The organism is Klebsiella grimontii (genome assembly GCF_900200035.1).
GTDB classification, from domain to species: domain Bacteria; phylum Pseudomonadota; class Gammaproteobacteria; order Enterobacterales; family Enterobacteriaceae; genus Klebsiella; species Klebsiella grimontii.
This window is the reverse complement of record NZ_FZTC01000019.1, coordinates 97,172-114,618: the sequence shown is the minus strand read 5'-3', so window position 1 is coordinate 114,618 and position 17,447 is coordinate 97,172. Positions and strand designations below refer to the sequence as shown.

General features: G+C 61.1%; 17 protein-coding genes. 3 read left to right on the top strand and 14 right to left on the bottom strand.

The features are described from left to right. Nucleotides 1-159 precede the first annotated feature (159 nt). On the top strand, nt 160-765 hold the full coding sequence (azoR, locus tag KOSB73_RS15305) for an FMN-dependent NADH-azoreductase (protein WP_004120936.1): 606 nt from the start codon (nt 160-162) through the stop codon (nt 763-765). 35 nt (nt 766-800) lie between these two features. Here azoR and KOSB73_RS15300 read toward each other — a convergent pair whose 3' ends face one another. The 14 genes from KOSB73_RS15300 to paaA all read right to left on the bottom strand — a co-directional run bounded on the left by KOSB73_RS15300 (nt 801) and on the right by paaA (nt 12,544). Further along, entirely contained in the window at nt 801-1,211 is a 411-nt protein-coding gene (locus KOSB73_RS15300) for a GFA family protein (protein WP_029669679.1), read from the bottom strand. An 8-nt stretch (nt 1,212-1,219) separates the two neighbouring features. Beyond that, on the bottom strand, nt 1,220-1,816 hold the full coding sequence (gene paaY, locus KOSB73_RS15295; protein WP_024358298.1) for a phenylacetic acid degradation protein PaaY: 597 nt from the start codon (nt 1,814-1,816) through the stop codon (nt 1,220-1,222). A gap of 9 nt (nt 1,817-1,825) precedes the next feature. Further along, nucleotides 1,826-2,752 (bottom strand): phenylacetic acid degradation operon negative regulatory protein PaaX, encoded by a 927-nt coding sequence (gene paaX / locus KOSB73_RS15290; RefSeq protein ID WP_165775010.1) that lies wholly within the window; start codon nt 2,750-2,752, stop codon nt 1,826-1,828. 270 nt (nt 2,753-3,022) lie between these two features. Then, entirely contained in the window at nt 3,023-4,339 is a 1,317-nt protein-coding gene (gene paaK / locus KOSB73_RS15285; RefSeq protein ID WP_024358300.1) for a phenylacetate--CoA ligase PaaK, read from the bottom strand. Between the two features lie 28 nt (nt 4,340-4,367). After that, nucleotides 4,368-5,573 (bottom strand): 3-oxoadipyl-CoA thiolase, encoded by a 1,206-nt coding sequence (gene pcaF, locus KOSB73_RS15280; protein WP_024358301.1) that lies wholly within the window; start codon nt 5,571-5,573, stop codon nt 4,368-4,370. Next, entirely contained in the window at nt 5,573-5,995 is a 423-nt protein-coding gene (paaI, locus tag KOSB73_RS15275) for a hydroxyphenylacetyl-CoA thioesterase PaaI (RefSeq protein WP_024358302.1), read from the bottom strand. The genes pcaF and paaI overlap by 1 nt, the downstream gene beginning before the upstream one ends. Further along, nucleotides 5,985-7,406 carry a 3-hydroxyacyl-CoA dehydrogenase gene (locus tag KOSB73_RS15270; protein WP_024358303.1) on the bottom strand — a complete coding sequence of 474 codons (1,422 nt, stop codon included), beginning with the start codon at nt 7,404-7,406 and terminating at the stop codon, nt 5,985-5,987. The genes paaI and KOSB73_RS15270 overlap by 11 nt, the downstream gene beginning before the upstream one ends. Before the next feature lie 3 nt (nt 7,407-7,409). Then, nucleotides 7,410-8,198 carry a 2-(1,2-epoxy-1,2-dihydrophenyl)acetyl-CoA isomerase PaaG gene (gene paaG / locus KOSB73_RS15265; protein ID WP_004139014.1) on the bottom strand — a complete coding sequence of 263 codons (789 nt, stop codon included), beginning with the start codon at nt 8,196-8,198 and terminating at the stop codon, nt 7,410-7,412. 2 nt (nt 8,199-8,200) lie between these two features. Further along, complete coding sequence (paaF, locus tag KOSB73_RS15260; protein ID WP_024358304.1) at nt 8,201-8,968, bottom strand: 2,3-dehydroadipyl-CoA hydratase PaaF; 768 nt, start codon at nt 8,966-8,968, stop codon at nt 8,201-8,203. Continuing rightward, on the bottom strand, nt 8,965-10,035 hold the full coding sequence (gene paaE, locus KOSB73_RS15255; RefSeq protein ID WP_098140647.1) for a 1,2-phenylacetyl-CoA epoxidase subunit PaaE: 1,071 nt from the start codon (nt 10,033-10,035) through the stop codon (nt 8,965-8,967). The genes paaF and paaE overlap by 4 nt, the downstream gene beginning before the upstream one ends. 7 nt (nt 10,036-10,042) lie before the next feature. Further along, on the bottom strand, nt 10,043-10,540 hold the full coding sequence (gene paaD, locus KOSB73_RS15250) for a 1,2-phenylacetyl-CoA epoxidase subunit PaaD (RefSeq protein WP_024358306.1): 498 nt from the start codon (nt 10,538-10,540) through the stop codon (nt 10,043-10,045). A 12-nt stretch (nt 10,541-10,552) separates the two neighbouring features. Beyond that, nucleotides 10,553-11,308 carry a 1,2-phenylacetyl-CoA epoxidase subunit PaaC gene (gene paaC / locus KOSB73_RS15245; protein WP_098140646.1) on the bottom strand — a complete coding sequence of 252 codons (756 nt, stop codon included), beginning with the start codon at nt 11,306-11,308 and terminating at the stop codon, nt 10,553-10,555. A 7-nt stretch (nt 11,309-11,315) separates the two neighbouring features. Beyond that, nucleotides 11,316-11,603: a 1,2-phenylacetyl-CoA epoxidase subunit PaaB gene (gene paaB / locus KOSB73_RS15240; protein ID WP_024358308.1), complete on the bottom strand. Its 288-nt coding sequence runs from the start codon at nt 11,601-11,603 to the stop codon at nt 11,316-11,318. Between the two features lie 11 nt (nt 11,604-11,614). Further along, nucleotides 11,615-12,544: a 1,2-phenylacetyl-CoA epoxidase subunit PaaA gene (gene paaA, locus KOSB73_RS15235; protein ID WP_098140645.1), complete on the bottom strand. Its 930-nt coding sequence runs from the start codon at nt 12,542-12,544 to the stop codon at nt 11,615-11,617. Between the two features lie 286 nt (nt 12,545-12,830). On the opposite strand from paaA, the gene paaZ reads away from it, so the two are divergent. Continuing rightward, nucleotides 12,831-14,876 carry a phenylacetic acid degradation bifunctional protein PaaZ gene (gene paaZ, locus KOSB73_RS15230; protein WP_098140644.1) on the top strand — a complete coding sequence of 682 codons (2,046 nt, stop codon included), beginning with the start codon at nt 12,831-12,833 and terminating at the stop codon, nt 14,874-14,876. A 190-nt stretch (nt 14,877-15,066) separates the two neighbouring features. Further along, nucleotides 15,067-17,325 carry a primary-amine oxidase gene (gene tynA, locus KOSB73_RS15225; protein WP_064342583.1) on the top strand — a complete coding sequence of 753 codons (2,259 nt, stop codon included), beginning with the start codon at nt 15,067-15,069 and terminating at the stop codon, nt 17,323-17,325. Nucleotides 17,326-17,447: the final 122 nt, after the last annotated feature.

The window sequence follows — 17,447 nt, the reverse complement described above, 5'->3', positions numbered from 1 at the left end:
ATTGCGTTAGAGTACCACATCCGCGCAATTCGTGCCTTGTTCAAAAAAACTGAATACAGAGTTCGATTTATTGCGCTTTCTCTGCGGCATGATTGTGAATAGAGTGTCAACAAGCACCAGGGCAACGGCCCGTCAATCACATTAAAAAAGGAAACACCCATGAGCAAAGTATTAGTTCTGAAATCCAGTATTCTGGCAGGGTACTCGCAATCTGGTCAGCTGTCCGACTATTTTGTTGAACAATGGCGTGAAAAGCACGCGCAAGACGTTATCACCGTGCGCGACCTGGCTGCAAACCCAATCCCGGTACTGGACGGGGAACTGGTTGGCGCTCTGCGTCCGAGCGATGCGCCGCTGACGCCGCGTCAGCAGGAAGCGCTGGCGCTTTCCGACGAACTGATCGCTGAACTGCAGGCGAACGATGTGATTGTTATCGCGGCGCCGATGTACAACTTCAACATCCCGACCCAGCTGAAAAACTACTTCGACCTGGTGGCGCGCGCTGGCGTGACCTTCCGCTACACCGAGAAAGGGCCGGAAGGTCTGGTGAAAGGTAAACGCGCGGTCGTCGTCACCAGCCGCGGCGGTATCCATAAAGATACCCCGACTGACCTGGTAACGCCGTACCTGTCTACTTTCCTTGGCTTTATCGGCATCACCGACGTGAACTTCGTGTTCGCTGAAGGCATCGCCTACGGCCCGGAAGTTGCAGCGAAAGCGCAGACCGATGCGAAAGCCGCTATCGACAGCGTTGTTGCCGCATAAGATTTGCCTCCTCCCGCCCCGGCGGGAGGAGTGTTTCACTTTTTCTCGTAGCGCAAATACCCCACCACGCCACCGCCGCCGTCTTTTGGATGATTCACGCCGTCGTTGACCTCCACGCAGGGAAAGTCAAAAGGCGACACGCCGTCAATGCAGGCCACATTCACGCCATACTGCTGCGGGTTTGAACGCCGTTGATGAAAAGTATAGATCCCACACACTGAGCAGAAAAAGTGCACGGCTTGACCGGTATTAAAACGATACTCCGTGAGCTTATCCCGTCCGCGGATAACATCGATTCCTGAAAGCGGCGCGGAGACCGCGACCGCCCCACGCATCCGGCAATATGAACAGTTACAGCGGCGAACGGTGTTGAAGCCATCGCTAAGCTCAACGGTAAACGCCACCGCGCCGCAGTGGCACTGAGCGGATAATTTCTCTGCCATGATTTTCCCCCTCAGGATGAAGATTTCGGCCGTAAATTCTCATCAAACGCCAGCCGCTTTCTGTCCGGCTCTGCTTCTTTGAGCGGTTCCACCTGATGCAGCGTCTGTTTGCAGCGCTCCACCAGCACCTGATACTCGCGTGTCCCCTGCTTCTTCCAGGCCAGCTCCTGTTCGCTTAATGTACGAATGGCTTTCGCCGGACTGCCGACAATCAGATGGTTGGCGGGCATTTCGGCGTTGGCTTTGACAAAGGCCGAAGCGCCGACGATGCTGTTTTCACCAATGCTGGCCCCGTCGATGATCACCGCGCTCATGCCCACCAGCGCGTTGCGCCCGATGGTGCAGCCGTGCAGAATAGCGCCGTGGCCGATATGCCCCTCTTCTTCCACGACCGTATCCTGGCCGGGAAAGCCGTGCATCACGCAATTATCCTGGATGTTGGCGCCATCTTTCACCACGATGCGGCCAAAATCGCCGCGCAGGCTGGCGTTAGGGCCAACGTAGACCCCTTTGCCGAGGATCACGTCGCCAATCAGCACCGCGGTGGGATGAACGTAGCTCTCATCCGGTACCACCGGCGTCATACCGTCAATTTGATAAATGGGCATAGCCTCTCCTTATACGCCTGCGAGTCCGCCAAAGCGCTGGAAATAGAGCGGTCCCGGCGCGGGAAGTTCCCCCACCGAGCTTTCGCCCTTCTCGCCGACAAACGCCAGCGCGCCGGGGGCAACGCGTTGATAAATATTGATGCACAGCTGGCGCGCGGTTTGCCCGGCCCAGTGCGCGGGGAGCAGCTCTTCGGGCAGCAGCGGGTCTTTCAGTACCACCCGGCGATAGAAGTGAATCAGTAGGAGTTGAATCTGGAAACTGCGTTCGGGCGTCAGCTCCGCGGGCTCGCAGTCGCGAAGCAGCGGCAGCAGCGGTCGAAACAGGGTGATAAATGTTTCATACATCGCGTTCTGATCGGTAAGATGCCAGCACTCTTCAACGCGAGCGCGCAGCGCCGCCCGGGAGAGCGCCAGCGGGGAATGCGCTTCGAAACAGATAACGTTTTCCGCCACGCCCGCTTCGTGCAGCAGAGACTGTACGTCCGCCAGCTTTTGCGACGGCGAAGCCAGCAGGCTCGGCGCCAGCGCGCCAAATCCCTGCCACAGCAGCTGTTTTTTGACTTCCGCCAGGGTGCTTTTTTCCAGCCCTTCCGACAGCAGCAGCAGCCAGGTGCCATCCCACTCCGGCGCGCTGGCGCGATAGATTTTATGCTCCGCCCGGCGGGTCAGACGCAGGCCTTTGTCGCTGAGGCGGTAGAAGCTGCGGCGACCAATGCGCACCACATCGAGCCACTCTTCTTTATTCAGGCGGAACAGCGCGGTACGCACGAATCGTTCGCCGAATCCAAGCCCTTCCAGCAGCGCCGCCACGCTGCCAAGCCAGACCTCTCCACCGCGCTGGAGCAAGGCGTCGCCGTATAAAGAAGCAATAAGCGAGGTCCCGCTGATGGGCATCGCGGTGACGGCCTGCTGAATAAAGATGTCGAGTTTACTCATCTGATTCATTCTGTTGTGATTTTTATCCTTTTTGAATCATAGCACAGGAAATCCCGGACAGGTGCTGGCGCACCTGTCCGGGCTACCGGCCCGCAGACGGCGATGAACACGTAGCCCGGCTAAGCGCAGCGCGAGCCGGGAAGAGGCCGAGCTGGTACATCACCCCCCGCACACTCCCCGGGTCGCGGCGTAAACGCCTTACCCGGGCTGCGGGAGTTGTGTCGTCGGGTAGCCCGGACAGGCGCAATGCGCCGCCTCCGGGAGAACACGTTATCCGTTAGCGGCAGCCTTGCGCAGGTCGAACACGCGGCAGGCCTTACCCTCGGAGCGCGGAATGCTGCCGCAGTTAACAATGCTGATATCGGTCGAAATCCCCACCATCGATTTGATCCGGTGGCGCAACTGATGACAAATCTGACAGCGCTGCTCGTGGTTCAGCGCCAGACCGCTCTCTTTTAGCTCCACGCGCACCGAAAGTGAATCAAGATGGCCCCGGCGGTTAACCTCCAGCTGATAGTGCGGCGCCAGATGTTCGAACTTGAGGATCTCCTCCTCTAGCTGCGATGGGAAAACGTTCACGCCGCGGATAATCAGCATATCGTCGCTGCGCCCGCTGATGCGATCCATCCGGCGCATCGTGCGGGCAGTACCCGGCAGCAGACGGGTCAGGTCGCGGGTGCGGTAGCGGATCACCGGTAGCGCTTCTTTGGTCAGGGTGGTGAACAGCAGCTCGCCGTGTTCACCGTCCGTCAGCGGCGTGCCGTTGTCCGGATTCACCACTTCAGGGTAGAAGTGATCTTCCCAAATCGTCGGACCGTCGGCGGTTTCCAGGCACTCCATCGCCACCCCCGGCCCCATCACCTCCGACAGGCCGTAGATATCCAGCGCCGAAATCCCCAGCCGACGCTCGATTTCCGTACGCATCGCGCGGGTCCACGGCTCCGCGCCGAACACTCCCACCCGCAGGGAGCAGCCGCTGGCGTCGCCGCCCATCTGGCGCTCCAGCTCTTCAATCAGGTTCAGGCAGTAGGACGGCGTCACCATAATCATATCCGGCTTAAAATCGCGGATCAGCTGGGCCTGCTTTTCGGTCTGGCCGCCGGACATTGGTATCACCGTCGCGCCTAAACGCTCCGCGCCGTAGTGGGCGCCCAGTCCGCCGGTAAACAGGCCATAGCCGTAGGCGACATGGATTTTGTCTTTCGCCGTGCCGCCCGCCGCGCGCAGGGAGCGGGCGACAATATTGGCCCAGTTATCAATATCGTTTTGCGTATAGCCCACCACCGTCGGCTTGCCGGTAGTCCCCGAGGACGCGTGGATGCGCACCACCTGCTCCATCGGCACCGCAAAGGTATCAAAGGGGTAGTTGTCGCGCAGATCCTGCTTGGTGGTGCAGGGAAACTTGCTCAGATCGCTCAGTTCGTGGAAATCGTCAGGATGAACGCCCGCCGCGTCGAATTTACGGCGATACATCGGCACATTGTCGTAGGCGTGCTTCAGGGTCCACTTCAGACGCTGGGTTTGCAGGGCCTGCAGCTCGTCGCGCGATGCGCTTTCAATCGGGTCTAATTGCGTTATCGTTGTCATTTTGTAGGGTACTCGCAGGTAGATTCGCTCACACTCGCTCAAGGATCATGGCAATGCCCTGACCCACGCCAATACACATCGTACACAGCGCATAGCGCCCGCTGCGGCGCTGCAGCTCCAGGCTGGCGCTCAATGCCAGCCGGGCGCCGCTCATCCCCAACGGATGGCCTAAGGCGATGGCGCCGCCGTTGGGGTTAACATGCGGGGCGTCATCCGCCAGCCCCAGCTGTCTGAGCACGCCCAGCGCCTGGGCGGCGAAGGCTTCATTCAGCTCAATCAGATCCATATCGTTTATGCTCAGTCCGGCGCGCTCCAGCACTTTACGTACCGCCGGCACCGGCCCGAGTCCCATCAGCTTCGGCTCGACGCCCGCCGTCGCCATGGCCACAATACGCGCCCGCGGCGTTAGCCCCTGGGCGATGGCCTGCTGCGAGCTGGCGATAATCAGCGCCGCGGCGCCGTCGTTGACGCCGGAGGCGTTTCCCGCGGTCACCACGCCCCCTTTGCGGAACGGCGTTTTCAGCCGCGAAAGCTGTTCAAGGGTGGTCTCCGCCCGCGGATGCTCGTCCTCATACACGGTGCTCACCGCCCCCTTGCCGCCGATAATCGGTACCGGCACGATCTCCTGCGCCAGAATGCCGTCGCGCTGGGCCCGGGCCGTACGCTGCTGGCTGCGGTACGCAAAAGCGTCCTGATCGGCGCGGCTGATATTTAACAATTCAGCTACATTCTCCGCCGTTTCCGGCATGCTGTCAGTGCCAAATCGCTGCTGCATGAGCGGGTTCACAAAACGCCAGCCGATAGTGGTATCAAACAGCTCGGCCTGGCGCTGATACGCGGCGCTGGCTTTGCCCATCACAAACGGCGCGCGCGACATCGACTCGACGCCGCCGGCAATCATCAGATCCGCCTCTCCGGCTTTGATGGCGCGGGCGGCGAAGCCGATAGCATCGAGACCGGAGCCGCACAGGCGGTTAACGGTAGTGCCGGGTACGGTGTGCGGATAGCCCGCCAGCAGCGTCGCCATATGGGCCACGTTACGGTTGTCTTCGCCGGCCTGGTTGGCGCAGCCGAGAATTACATCGTCAATTGATGCCGGATCGAACTTCGGGTTACGGCTCAGCAGCTCGCGCAACGGGATAGCGGCCAGGTCGTCAGCGCGCATGCTGGCCAGCGCCCCGCCGTAGCGGCCAATCGGCGTGCGGATCCCGTCACAAATAAAGGCGTCGCGCATCAGACTTCTCCTGTGATTGTGCCGCCGATGCGGTGCGATTTACCGCGAAACAGAGCGATCACTTTTTGCTGTTGGTTAACGATCTCAATGTCATAGACCCCGGTCAGTTTGCCCTGCTGCTTGACCCTCGCCGTGGCGGTCAGCAGCTCGCCGACAAAGGCCGGACGGAGAAAATCGATGCTCGCCGCCGAGGCGACCGCCGCCAGCCCCTGGCTGTTGCAGGCGTAAGCGAAGGCGGTATCGGCGAGCGAAAACAGCTGTCCGCCGTGGCAGGAGTGGTGGCCGTTGAGCATGTTCGGGGTGACCGCCATGGTCATCTGCGCGTAGCCGTCATCCATCTCGATAATCTTGATCCCCAGCGCTTGCGCACAGTTATCGTTCTCATACATCGCGCGGGCGTTGCGCCAGGCTTCATTGCTCATGATGTTTCTCCATCAGCGCCTTCTGACGCAGCAGGGAACAGGGGCGATAGCGCTCTTCACCATAGTGCCGCTGCAGGTTTTCCAGCAGCCGAAGCACCCGGCCCCAGCCAAGTGACTCTCCCCACGCCAGCGGGCCGCGCGGGTAGTTAACGCCCAGGCGCATGGCGGTATCGATATCCTCCGCGCTGGCGACCCCTTTTTGCAGCGCGTCCAGCGCTTCGTTAACCAGCATCGCCACCGTACGCCACACCAGCAGGCCGGGATAGTCAGCGATCTGCAGCACTTTTTTGCCCTGCTGTTGAAAATAGAAAGTTGCTTTATCGGTCGCCGCCTGTGAGGTGGTTTCCGCGCTGGCCAGCACCACCGTATCACCCGCGCTGTGGTCGTAGACCACTACCGGTCGGCCGTGCTGAAGGCTTAACGCCAGGGCGGTTTCACCGGTCGTTTCCAGCAGCAATATCTCGCCCAACTCAGTGACAACGTCACGTTTTATGCGTTTTGCTGCGCGTTCTGCTGATACGGCGGCCAGCGCCCGCTCGGGTTGGGCCTCAGCAGGCCAGCGGTAGACCCCCTGCCCGCTCTTTTTTCCCAACCGCCCAGCCAGCGCCAGCTCCTGCTGCAGCAGCGACGGCTGATAGCGACGGTCCTGCCAGCAGGCGTTAAACACCGAACAGGTCACCGCAAAGTTGACGTCCTGACCTATCAGGTCGGTCAACGCCAGCGGGCCCATGGGGAAACCGCCGCCGTCGCGCAGGGCGGCGTCAATCACTTCAGGCGCGGCGACCTGCTCTTCCAGCGCTCGCCACGCTTCGGCATAAAAAGGCCGCGCCACGCGGTTGACGATAAAACCGGGCGTTGAGCGGCAGCGAACCGGCTGTTTTCCCCAGTCGCTAACCCACTGACAAAGCTGTTCGACGACTTCCGTCGAGGTGGCCAGGCCGCTGACCACTTCCACCAGCTTCATCACCGGGGCCGGGTTAAAGAAGTGCAGCCCGGCGACCCGCTCCGGGTGTTTTATCCCGGCGGCGATGGCGGTGATCGATATCGACGAGGTGTTGCTAACCAGCAACGTCGACGGGGAGCAGATCGCCGCCAGCTGTTCGAACAGCGCCTTTTTGACCTCCAGACGTTCGGAGGCCGCTTCGATAACCAGCTGCGCGTCAGCCAGGTTGCTCAACTCCGCCGCGGGGACCAGACGCGCCAGCAGCGCATCGGCCTGTTCCGTCGCCAGCTTGCCGCGGCTGACGCGGGAGGCCAGCCGCTGGCGAATCCCGTCGATGGCGCGAACCACCGCCTCAGGGGCGATGTCGAAAATCAGTACCGGATGCCCGGCGGCGGCGGCCACTTCGGCAATCCCGGCGCCCATGGTGCCGCTGCCTATCACCGCAACGGTAGGTAACGTTTTGCTCATCGGCTATTTCCCGCTGAATTGAGGTGGACGCTTCGCGAGGAAGGCGCTGACGCCTTCGCGATAGTCGGCGCTGCGTCCGGCCAGGCGCTGATAATCGCGCTCAAGATCGAGCTGCTGATCCAGGGTCTGGGTTTCCGCAAGCTGAAGCGCCTTCTTAATCAGACCGAGGCCATAGGTCGGCTGGGCGGCCAGGTGCCGCGCCAGCGCCAGGCCGGTATCTTTCAGCTCGGCATCGTCCACCACCTGCCAGATCATCCCCCACTGCGCGGCCTGCTCTGCGCTCAGGCTATCGCCCAGCAGCGCCAGCCCCATCGCCCTCGCTCGACCCGCCACCCGCGGCAGAAACCAGCTGCCGCCGCAGTCAGGCACCAGGCCGAGCTTGCTGAACGCCATGACGAACTTCGCCGAACGCGCCGCCAGAACGATATCGCAGCCCAGCGCCAGCGTGGCCCCCGCTCCCGCCGCGACGCCGTTTACCGCGCAAATCACTGGTTTCGGCAGCGCCGCCAGACGGCGCACCAGCGGGTTATAGAAACGCTCAACCGACAGGCCGAGATCCGGCGCAGGACCGCTGGGGTCGACGTTGCGGTCATTTAAATCCTGCCCGGCGCAAAAGCCGCGCCCGGCGCCGGTCAGCAGTAAACAGCGCACATCGTCATCACGTTCCGCCTGCTTCAGGCACGCCGCCAGCTGCTGGTGCATCAGGTCGTTAAAACTGTTCAGGCGGTCCGGGCGATTAAGGGTAATCGTCATCACGCCCTGTTCCACTTCGCTGAGAATGAAAGCTTCCACGATTAGCGTCCTTTAAATTCCGCAGTACGTTTATGTAAAAAGGCGTCAATACCTTCGCGGCGATCTTCGGTCGCGCTCAGTAAGGTAAACAGCTGACGCTCCTGCTGAAGCCCGGCCTGCAGACTCACCTCCTGCGACAGCCGCAAGGACTGTTTAGCCGCGCGCAGCGCCAGCGGCGAGTGGCGAGCCACGGTTGCCGCCAGGCTAAGCGCGTATTCATCGGTAAGCGCTGGCGGATACACCTCGCTCACCAGCCCCGCCCGCAGCGCCTGATGGGCATCGATGCTTTCGCCGCTCAAGACCATCCGGCTGGCCAGCGCCTTACCGACGCTGCGGATCAGACGCTGGGTGCCGCCCGCGCCCGGCATCATGCCGAGGGTGATTTCCGGCAGGCCGAAGCGGGCGTTATCGCCGGCGACAATCAGATCGCAGATCAGCGCCAGCTCGCATCCGGCGCCGAGGGCATAGCCGTTAACCGAAGCGATCAGCGGTTTGCTGAAGGCGTCGATACGCGCCCACAGCCGCGGGCGAATATCATCGAGCGTGGCGGGCAGATCGTTTTCCGCCATTTCGTTCAGGTCGGCCCCTGCGGCAAAGAAGCGTTCGTTAGCGCTGATGACGCAGACGCCAACCGTCGGGTCCAGCGCCGCCGCGTCGAGCACATCGGCGATCTGCATCAGCAGCGCGTTATTGAGCGCGTTGCGCGCCTGCGGGCGATTGAGCGTCAGCTGCAGTACGCGCGCGTGGCGGGCAATAAACAGTTCACTCATGCCATCCCCCGCGCGTCGAAGTCGACGATCACATCGCCGCTGGTGGGGAGCGCCTGGCAGCTCAGCACGTAGCCTGCCGCCACCTCGTCGGCTTCAAGGCTGTAGTTCGCGGCCATCGCCACCTCGCCGCGCAGCACTTTGCATTTACAGGTGGCGCAGACGCCGCCCTTGCAGGCAAACGGCAGGTCCGCCCCCTGGCGTAGCGCGGCGTCAAGAATGCTGTCGTCCTCGGCGCTCAGGGCTATGGTGCGGTCGCGGCCATCCTGACGAATCGTGACCGAGCGGCCCTCCGCCTGGACGCCGGCAGCCCGCCTGGCGCCGCTGCCCGGCGTATTGAAACGTTCCAGATGGATGGCTTTCGCCGGGACGCCCAGCTCGCGCAGGGTCATTTCCGCTTCATCCATCATCGCAGCCGGGCCGCAAATAAAGGCATGGTCAAAGCGGCTGAAGTCCAGCAGATGGCTGGCCAGTTCGCGCAGCTTGTCGCCATCGATGCGCCCCTGCAGCAGGTCGCTGTCCATCGCCTCCTGGCTGAACAGATGCACCACCTGCAGGCGCTGCGGATAGCGGTCTTTCAGGTCGGCCAGCGCCTGGCGGAACATCATGCTGTGGCTGCTGCGGTTGCCGTAAATCAGCGTGAAGCGGCTGTCGGTTTCGCTGGCGAGTGTGGCGTCAACGATCGCCATCATCGGCGTAATCCCGGAGCCGGCGGCAATCGCCAGGTAGTCGGCCCGACGCCCGGCCTGCGGCTGGTAGCCAAAGTGGCCCTGCGGCACCATCACCTCCAGCGCCATCCCCGGTTGAATGTCGCTCTGGGCATAGCGCGAGAAGCGCCCGCCGTCGATAGCTTTAACCGCCACGCTGATTTCACCCGGCGCGCGGCTGCGGCAAATGGAGTAGCAGCGCCTAAGCTCTTCGCCGCCGAGGCGGGCCTTCAGCGTCAGATGCTGGCCCGGACGAAAGGCATAGGCGTCGCGCAGCGCGTCGGGTATGGCAAAGGTGATGGTGACCGCGTCGCGGGTTTCCGATTCCACTTTCGCCACGGTAAGCGAATGAAATGTCGTCATCGCAACCTCAAATACATTTAAAGTAATCAAAGGGTTCCCGGCAGCTGTCGCAGCGATACAGCGCTTTGCAGGCCGTGGAACCGAATTCACTAATTAGCGAGGTGTGGCGGCTACCGCAGCGCGGGCACACCACCTCGTCTGGCATATGGGCATGGCAGGCATGATCCTGCGGCGGACTGATGCCGTACTGGCGCAGACGTTCGCGGGCCTCAGGCCCCATCCAGTCGGTGGTCCACGGCGGGTCAAGCTGCAGCACGATATGCACCGGCGCGAAGCCGTTTGCCGTCATCACCGCGCGGATCTCCCCCAGCAGATGTTCGGTGGCCGGGCAGCCGGAGTAGGTTGGCGTGAAGCCAATGACCCACCCCTCGCCGCGGCGCTCCACGCTGCGCACCATGCCGAGGTCGGTAATGGTCAGCACCGGGACTTCCGGGTCGGGAATCGCGCTTAACACGCCCCACACCGCGTGGATCTCCGGAGGAGCGATATCAACCAGACGTTGCATAATCCCCTCCTGCTACCAACGCTGACCGGGATAGGCGCGCTGTAAATACTGCATCTCCGCCAGCAGCGGCCCGAGATGCTCGCTATGCAGCCCCTGCTTGCCGCCGTGGCGAAACGGCGCTTCCTCGGGGATCTGCAAACCGGCATCGCTCAGCGCGGCGCGGACCGTCGCCTGCCATTCAGCCTGCAACTCGCGCGGGTCGACGGCGATGCCCTGCGCGCTTAGCTCAATCTCCAGCGCATCGGCCTGGAACAGCTCGCCGGTAAAGCGCCACAGGTTCTCGACCGCGTCCTGCATTCTCTGCGCGGAAAGCGCCGTGCCGTTGCCGAGGCGTTCCAGCCAGCCGCGGCTAAAGCGCTGATGGTAGCGCACCTCTTTCAGCGCCTTGGCGGCGATGGCGGCAAGCTGCGTATCGCGGCTGTTGACCAGGCGGCCATAGAGCGCCACGTGCCAGACATCGATAAAAAACTGGCGAGCAAGAGTGTCGGCAAAGTTGCCGTTTGGCTGCTCCGCCAGCAGTAAATTGCAAAACTGGCGTTCGTCGCGGCCAAAGGCCAGAGTGTCTTCATCGCCGCTGCCGGCCAGTTCGGCGGCGTAGCTAAGAAAATTGCGCGCCTGCCCCAGCAGGTCGAGGCCGATATTGGCCAGCGCCAGATCGATCTCCAGCTCCGGCGCGTGGCCGCACCACTCGCCCAGACGCTGGGCCAGCACCAGGCCGTTATCGCCGAGGCGCAGGGCATAAGCTGCAACGGGGTTGTCGTTGTTCATCGCCGCCTCACATATGTTCCATGCCGTCGGGCACGGTGTAGAAGGTCGGATGGCGGTAGATTTTGCTCTCCGCCGGATCGAAAAATTCACCGCGCTCTTCAGGCTGCGAGGCGACAATTTCGCGGGCCTTCACCACCCAGATTGAGCAGCCTTCGCTGCGGCGGGTATAGGCATCGCGGGCGTTTTCCAGCGCCATCTGATCATCGGCGGCGTGCAGGCTGCCGACGTGGCGGTGCGACAGCCCCTGCTTGCTGCGAACGAACACTTCATATAACGGCCAGTCGTTTTTGCTCATCTTCCTTCTCCTTACGCGGCGTCGCGGGCCCGTTGTTTTTGCGCGTGCGCCAGCGCGGCTTCCCGCACCCACGCGCCCTCTTCCCATGCCTTGCGTTTAGCGGCCAGGCGTTCGTGGTTGCAGATCCCGCGCCCGGCGATCGCCTCGTTAAATTCCTGCCAGTCGATGGCGCCAAAGCGGTAGTGGCCGGTGGTTTCATCCAGCCGCAGATCCGGGTCCGGCACGGTCATGCCGAGGATCTCCACCTGCGGAATGGTGTTATCAACAAAGCGCTGGCGCAGTTCGTCGTTCGAGTGGAGCTTGATTTTCCACGCCATGCTGCGGGCGCTGTTTGGCGAGTTATCGTCGTTTGGACCGAACATCATCAGCGCCGGCCACCAGAAGCGGTTGATGGCGTCCTGCAGCATCTGCCGCTGCGCGTCGCTGCCCTGCGCCAGCGCCATGCAGGCTTCAAACCCCTGACGCTGGTGAAAGCTCTCCTCTTTGCAGATCTTGACCATGGCCCGGGCGTAGGGTCCGTAGGAGGTCCGGCACAGCGCCACCTGATTGACGATGGCCGCGCCGTCCACCAGCCAGCCGATCACGCCGATATCCGCCCAGCTCAGGGTCGGGTAGTTGAAAATGGAGGAGTACTTCATCTTGCCGTCGAGCATTTTCTGATACAGGTCTTCGCGGGCGCAGCCGAGGGTTTCCGCCGCGCTGTAGAGGTACAGACCATGCCCGGCTTCATCCTGCACTTTCGCCAGCAGAATCGCTTTGCGCCTAAGGGTCGGCGCGCGAGCGATCCAGTTGCCTTCCGGCAGCATGCCGACAATTTCCGAGTGCGCGTGCTGGCCTATCTGGCGGATCAGCGTTTTGCGGTAGGCTTCCGGCATCCAGTCCAGCGGTTCGATGGCCGTCTCCTGTGCAATGCGCTGCTCAAAGCGTTGTTCTTCTGTCACGTCATCACCTTTATGATTCCAACAAATTCGGTTTAAATTAATTTATGAATCACTTTGTTTTATAAAAGTTACATTCAGGTTAAATAAAACCACAAATTTTGTTTGCCTTTTCTGTGACACCCACCGCAAAAGCTTTTGTAAAATGCATTAATAACAACAAATTAAGTAAATCGCGCAGATCGATAGCGATCGCATTGTTAATAAATTATTAAATTGGAACTTGATTTTTATGATTCATCAAAGAACTATCTATAGATATTTCACGTAACACATCTGGAGATGAACCATGCAGCAGTTAGCCAGCTACTTGTCCGGCACGTGGCAGACCGGCCGGGGCCACGCGCGCACCATCCATCATGCCATCAGCGGCGACGCGCTCTGGGAAGTCACCAGCGCGGGTCTGGATATGGCGCAGGCGCGGCGCTTCGCGATTGAGCGCGGCGGCAAAGCGCTACAGGCGATGACCTTTATTGAGCGCAGCGCGATGCTCAAAGCGGTCGCCAGACATCTGCTGGAACAGAAGGCGGCGCTGTACGCCATCTCCGCCGAAACCGGCGCCACCCGCAGCGATAGCTGGGTGGATATCGAAGGGGGCATTGGCACCCTTTTCACCTACGCCGGTCTCGGCAGCCGCGAACTGCCGGACGATACCCTGTGGCCCGAAGATGAGCTGATCCCGCTGTCAAAACAGGGAGGCTTCGCCGCCCGCCACGTTCTGACCTCGAAGTCCGGCGTGGCGGTGCATATCAACGCCTTTAACTTTCCCTGCTGGGGCATGCTAGAAAAACTGGCGCCAACCTGGCTTGCCGGCATGCCCGCCATCATCAAACCGGCTACCGCCACCGCGCAGCTGACGCAGGCGATGGTCAAAATGATTGTCGACAGCGGGCTGGTGCCGGAGGGCGCAATCAGCCTGATCTGCGGCGGCGCGGGCGATCTGCTCGACCATCTCGATAGCCAGGATGTCGTCACCTTTACCGGCTCGGCTCGTACCGGACAGCAGTTGCGGGTGCACCCCAACCTGGTCGCAAAGTCCATTCCCTTCACCATGGAAGCGGATTCGCTGAACTGCTGCGTGCTCGGTGACGACGTCACGCCTGAGCAGCCGGAGTTCGCGCTGTTCATTCGCGAAGTGGTACGAGAGATGACGGCGAAAGCCGGGCAAAAATGTACCGCCATCCGGCGGATTATCGTGCCGCAAGCGCAGGTGAAAGCGGTGAGCGATGCGCTGATTGCGCGTCTGCAAAACGTGGTGGTCGGCGACCCGGCGCAGGAAGGCGTAAAAATGGGCGCGCTGGTGAACTACGAGCAGCGTCAGGACGTACAGGATAATGTCAACCGTCTGGTAGCCGCCGGATGCGACGTGCTGCTGGGGGGCCAGGCCGATCTCCGCGCCGCCGGGGCCTTCTTCCCGCCAACGCTGCTGTTCTGCCCGCAGCCGGATGAAACCCCGGCGGTACACGCCATTGAAGCGTTTGGTCCCGTCGCAACCTTGATGCCCTATCAGAATATTGAGCACGCCATGAGCCTGGCGCGGGCCGGTGAAGGTAGCCTGGCCGGTACCCTGGTGACCGCTAGCGGCGAACTGGCGCGGGCGTTTATTCTCGGCGCCGCCCGCACCCACGGGCGTATTCAGATACTGAACGAAGCCTCTTCCGCAGAATCGACCGGCCACGGCTCCCCGCTGCCGCAGCTAGTTCACGGCGGCCCGGGGCGCGCCGGCGGCGGCGAAGAGCTGGGCGGCCTGCGGGCGGTGAAGCACTATATGCAGCGCACCGCGATTCAGGGCAGCCCGACGATGCTCGCGGCAATTGGTCAGCAGTGGGTACGCGGCGCGGAGGTGGTGGAAGACCGCATTCACCCGTTCCGTAAATATTTCGAAGAGATCCAACCGGGCGACAGCCTGCTGACTCCGCGCCGCACGCTGACCGAGGCGGATATCGTCAACTTCGCCTGCCTGAGCGGCGATCACTTCTACGCCCATATGGATAAGATTGCCGCCGCGGAGTCGATTTTCGGCGAGCGCGTGGTGCACGGCTATTTCCTGATTTCCGCCGCTGCCGGGCTGTTTGTTGACGCCGGAGTCGGTCCGGTGATCGCCAACTACGGGATGGAAAATCTGCGCTTTATCGAGCCGGTGAAGCCGGGCGATACCATCCAGGTACGCCTGACCTGCAAGCGCAAAACGGTGAAACACCAGCGCAGCGCGGAGGAGAAAGCGACCGGCGTCGTCGAGTGGGCGGTAGAGATTTTTAACCAGCACCAGCAGGCGGTAGCGCTCTACTCCATCCTGACTCTGGTGGCCCGCCAACAGGGGGATTTTGCGGAGTAAATGTTAGAAATTCGCCCATCTTTATCGCCATCTTCATGCCTCTGCGGAGGCATTTTTTATAACTGGCAAAACTGACAAACAACCTGGCAAAAGCAGGCAAACGCCTGGGCGCTGAGCGCTGTTAGGTTAAGGATACACAAGCCGACATTCGCAGCGGCACTGCACAACACAACAATAAGGTGAGGTCTCAATGGCGATTCTTTCCCCCCGCAAGACGGCTCTGGCGTTGGCTGTCGCCCTGTTTTGCGCCTGGCAAAGCCCGGCTTTCGCCCACGGCGGCGAAGCCCATATGGTCCCGATGGATAAAACCCTGCAGGATTTTGGCGCGGACGTTCAGTGGGATGACTACGCGCAGATGTTTACCCTGATTAAAGACGGCGCTTACGTGAAGGTAAAACCGGGGGCGAAAACGGCCATCGTCAATGGAAAAACCCTGGAGCTGCAGGTGCCGGTAGTGATGAAAGACGGCAAAGCGTGGGTTTCTGATACCTTTATCAACGACGTGTTTCAGTCCGGTCTTGACCAGACTTTCCAGGTGGAAAAACGCCCTCACCCGCTGAACTCGCTGTCAGCGGCGGAAATCAGCGCAGCGGTCGCCATCGTTAAAGCCGCGGCGGATTTCAAGCCCAATACCCGATTCACCGAGATCTCCCTGCGCGAGCCGGATAAAAAAGCGGTGTGGGATTTTGCCCTCAACGGCACGCCGGTCAACGCCCCGCGCACCGCCGACGTGATCATGCTCGACGGCAAGCACGTTATTGAGGCGGTGGTGGATTTACAGAATAAAAAGGTCCTTTCATGGACGCCGATTAAAGACGCCCACGGCATGGTACTGCTGGATGATTTCGCCAGCGTGCAGAACATCATCAACGCCAGCAGCGAGTTTGCCGAAGTGTTGAAAAAACACGGCATCGACGACCCGAGCAAGGTGATTACCACCCCGCTGACCGTCGGCTACTTCGACGGTAAAGATGGCCTCAAGCAGGACGCGCGGCTGCTCAAAGTAGTGAGCTATCTTGACGTTGGCGACGGGAACTACTGGGCGCACCCGATTGAAAACCTGGTGGCGGTGGTCGACCTCGAGCAGAAGAAGATCATCAAAATCGAAGAGGGGCCGACGATCCCGGTGCCGATGGCGGCCCGCCCCTATGACGGCCGCGACCGCGTTGCGCCAACGGTGAAACCGCTGGAGATCATTGAGCCAGAGGGCAAAAACTACACCATCACCGGCGATATGATCCACTGGCGTAACTGGGATTTCCATCTGCGGATGAACTCCCGCGTCGGGCCGATTTTGTCTACCGTGACCTGGAACGACAACGGTAAAAAGCGCCAGGTGATGTATGAAGGATCGCTCGGCGGGATGATCGTCCCCTACGGCGACCCGGACGTGGGCTGGTATTTTAAAGCCTATCTGGATTCCGGCGACTACGGCATGGGCACCCTGACCTCGCCTATCGTCCGCGGGAAAGACGCGCCGTCCAACGCGGTGCTGCTGGATGAAACCATCGCCGACTATACCGGCACGCCAACCACTATCCCGCGCGCGATCGCCATCTTCGAACGCTACGCCGGGCCGGAGTATAAGCACCTGGAGATGGGCAAACCGAACGTCAGCACCGAGCGCCGCGAGCTGGTGGTGCGCTGGATCAGCACCGTCGGCAACTACGACTACATCTTTGACTGGGTATTCCACGAAAACGGCACCATCGGCATTGATGCCGGGGCGACCGGCATCGAAGCGGTCAAAGGCGTACAGGCGAAGACCATGCACGACCCGAGCGCCAAAGAGGATACCCGCTACGGCACGCTGATCGACCATAATATTGTCGGCACCACCCACCAGCATATCTACAACTTCCGCCTCGATCTTGACGTCGACGGCGAGAACAACACGCTGGTGGCCATGGACCCGGAAGTGAAGCCGAATACCGCCGGCGGCCCGCGCACCAGCACCATGCAGATCAATCAGTACACTATTGCTAGCGAGCAGAAAGCGGCGCAGAAATTTGACCCAGGCACCATTCGTCTGCTGAGCAATACCACCAAAGAAAACCGGATGGGTAACCCAGTGTCGTATCAGATTATCCCCTACGCGGGCGGCACGCATCCGGTCGCCACCGGGGCGAAATTCGCCCCTGATGAGTGGATTTACCATCGTTTGAGCTTTATGGATAAACAGCTGTGGGTCACCCGCTACCATCCCACCGAGCGCTTCCCGGAAGGCAAGTACCCTAACCGTTCGATTCACGACACCGGCCTCGGCCAGTACGCGAAAGATGACGAGTCGCTGGACAACCATGATGACGTGGTGTGGATCACCACCGGCACCACCCACGTGGCCCGCGCCGAGGAGTGGCCGATTATGCCTACCGAGTGGGCGCATGCGCTGCTGAAGCCGTGGAACTTCTTTGACGAGACGCCGACGCTGGGCGAGAAGAAACAGTAACCACATCACGGCCTCAGCGATGGGGCCGTTTTTATTTATCCGCGACCAATGCACATGCAGCGGGCAGTAGGAGCGGTATAGCCTGTTTTTCAACTTCTTTTGCCATATATGTTAGAAGTCGA

Bases quoted from the DNA above. Each gene is read 5' to 3' on its own strand.
- paaE (WP_098140647.1), bottom strand. From the start codon at position 10,035: ATGACGACATTTCATTCGCTTACCGTGGCGAAAGTGGAATCGGAAACC.
- paaY (WP_024358298.1), bottom strand. From the start codon at position 1,816: ATGCCCATTTATCAAATTGACGGTATGACGCCGGTGGTACCGGATGAG.
- pcaF (WP_024358301.1), bottom strand. From the start codon at position 5,573: ATGCGCGACGCCTTTATTTGTGACGGGATCCGCACGCCGATTGGCCGC.
- paaF (WP_024358304.1), bottom strand. From the start codon at position 8,968: ATGAGTGAACTGTTTATTGCCCGCCACGCGCGCGTACTGCAGCTGACG.
- KOSB73_RS15270 (WP_024358303.1), bottom strand. From the start codon at position 7,406: ATGAGCAAAACGTTACCTACCGTTGCGGTGATAGGCAGCGGCACCATG.
- paaX (WP_165775010.1), bottom strand. From the start codon at position 2,752: ATGAGTAAACTCGACATCTTTATTCAGCAGGCCGTCACCGCGATGCCC.
- paaZ (WP_098140644.1), top strand. From the start codon at position 12,831: ATGCAGCAGTTAGCCAGCTACTTGTCCGGCACGTGGCAGACCGGCCGG.
- paaB (WP_024358308.1), bottom strand. From the start codon at position 11,603: ATGAGCAAAAACGACTGGCCGTTATATGAAGTGTTCGTTCGCAGCAAG.
- paaC (WP_098140646.1), bottom strand. From the start codon at position 11,308: ATGAACAACGACAACCCCGTTGCAGCTTATGCCCTGCGCCTCGGCGAT.
- tynA (WP_064342583.1), top strand. From the start codon at position 15,067: ATGGCGATTCTTTCCCCCCGCAAGACGGCTCTGGCGTTGGCTGTCGCC.
- paaD (WP_024358306.1), bottom strand. From the start codon at position 10,540: ATGCAACGTCTGGTTGATATCGCTCCTCCGGAGATCCACGCGGTGTGG.
- paaK (WP_024358300.1), bottom strand. From the start codon at position 4,339: ATGACAACGATAACGCAATTAGACCCGATTGAAAGCGCATCGCGCGAC.
- paaI (WP_024358302.1), bottom strand. From the start codon at position 5,995: ATGAGCAATGAAGCCTGGCGCAACGCCCGCGCGATGTATGAGAACGAT.
- azoR (WP_004120936.1), top strand. From the start codon at position 160: ATGAGCAAAGTATTAGTTCTGAAATCCAGTATTCTGGCAGGGTACTCG.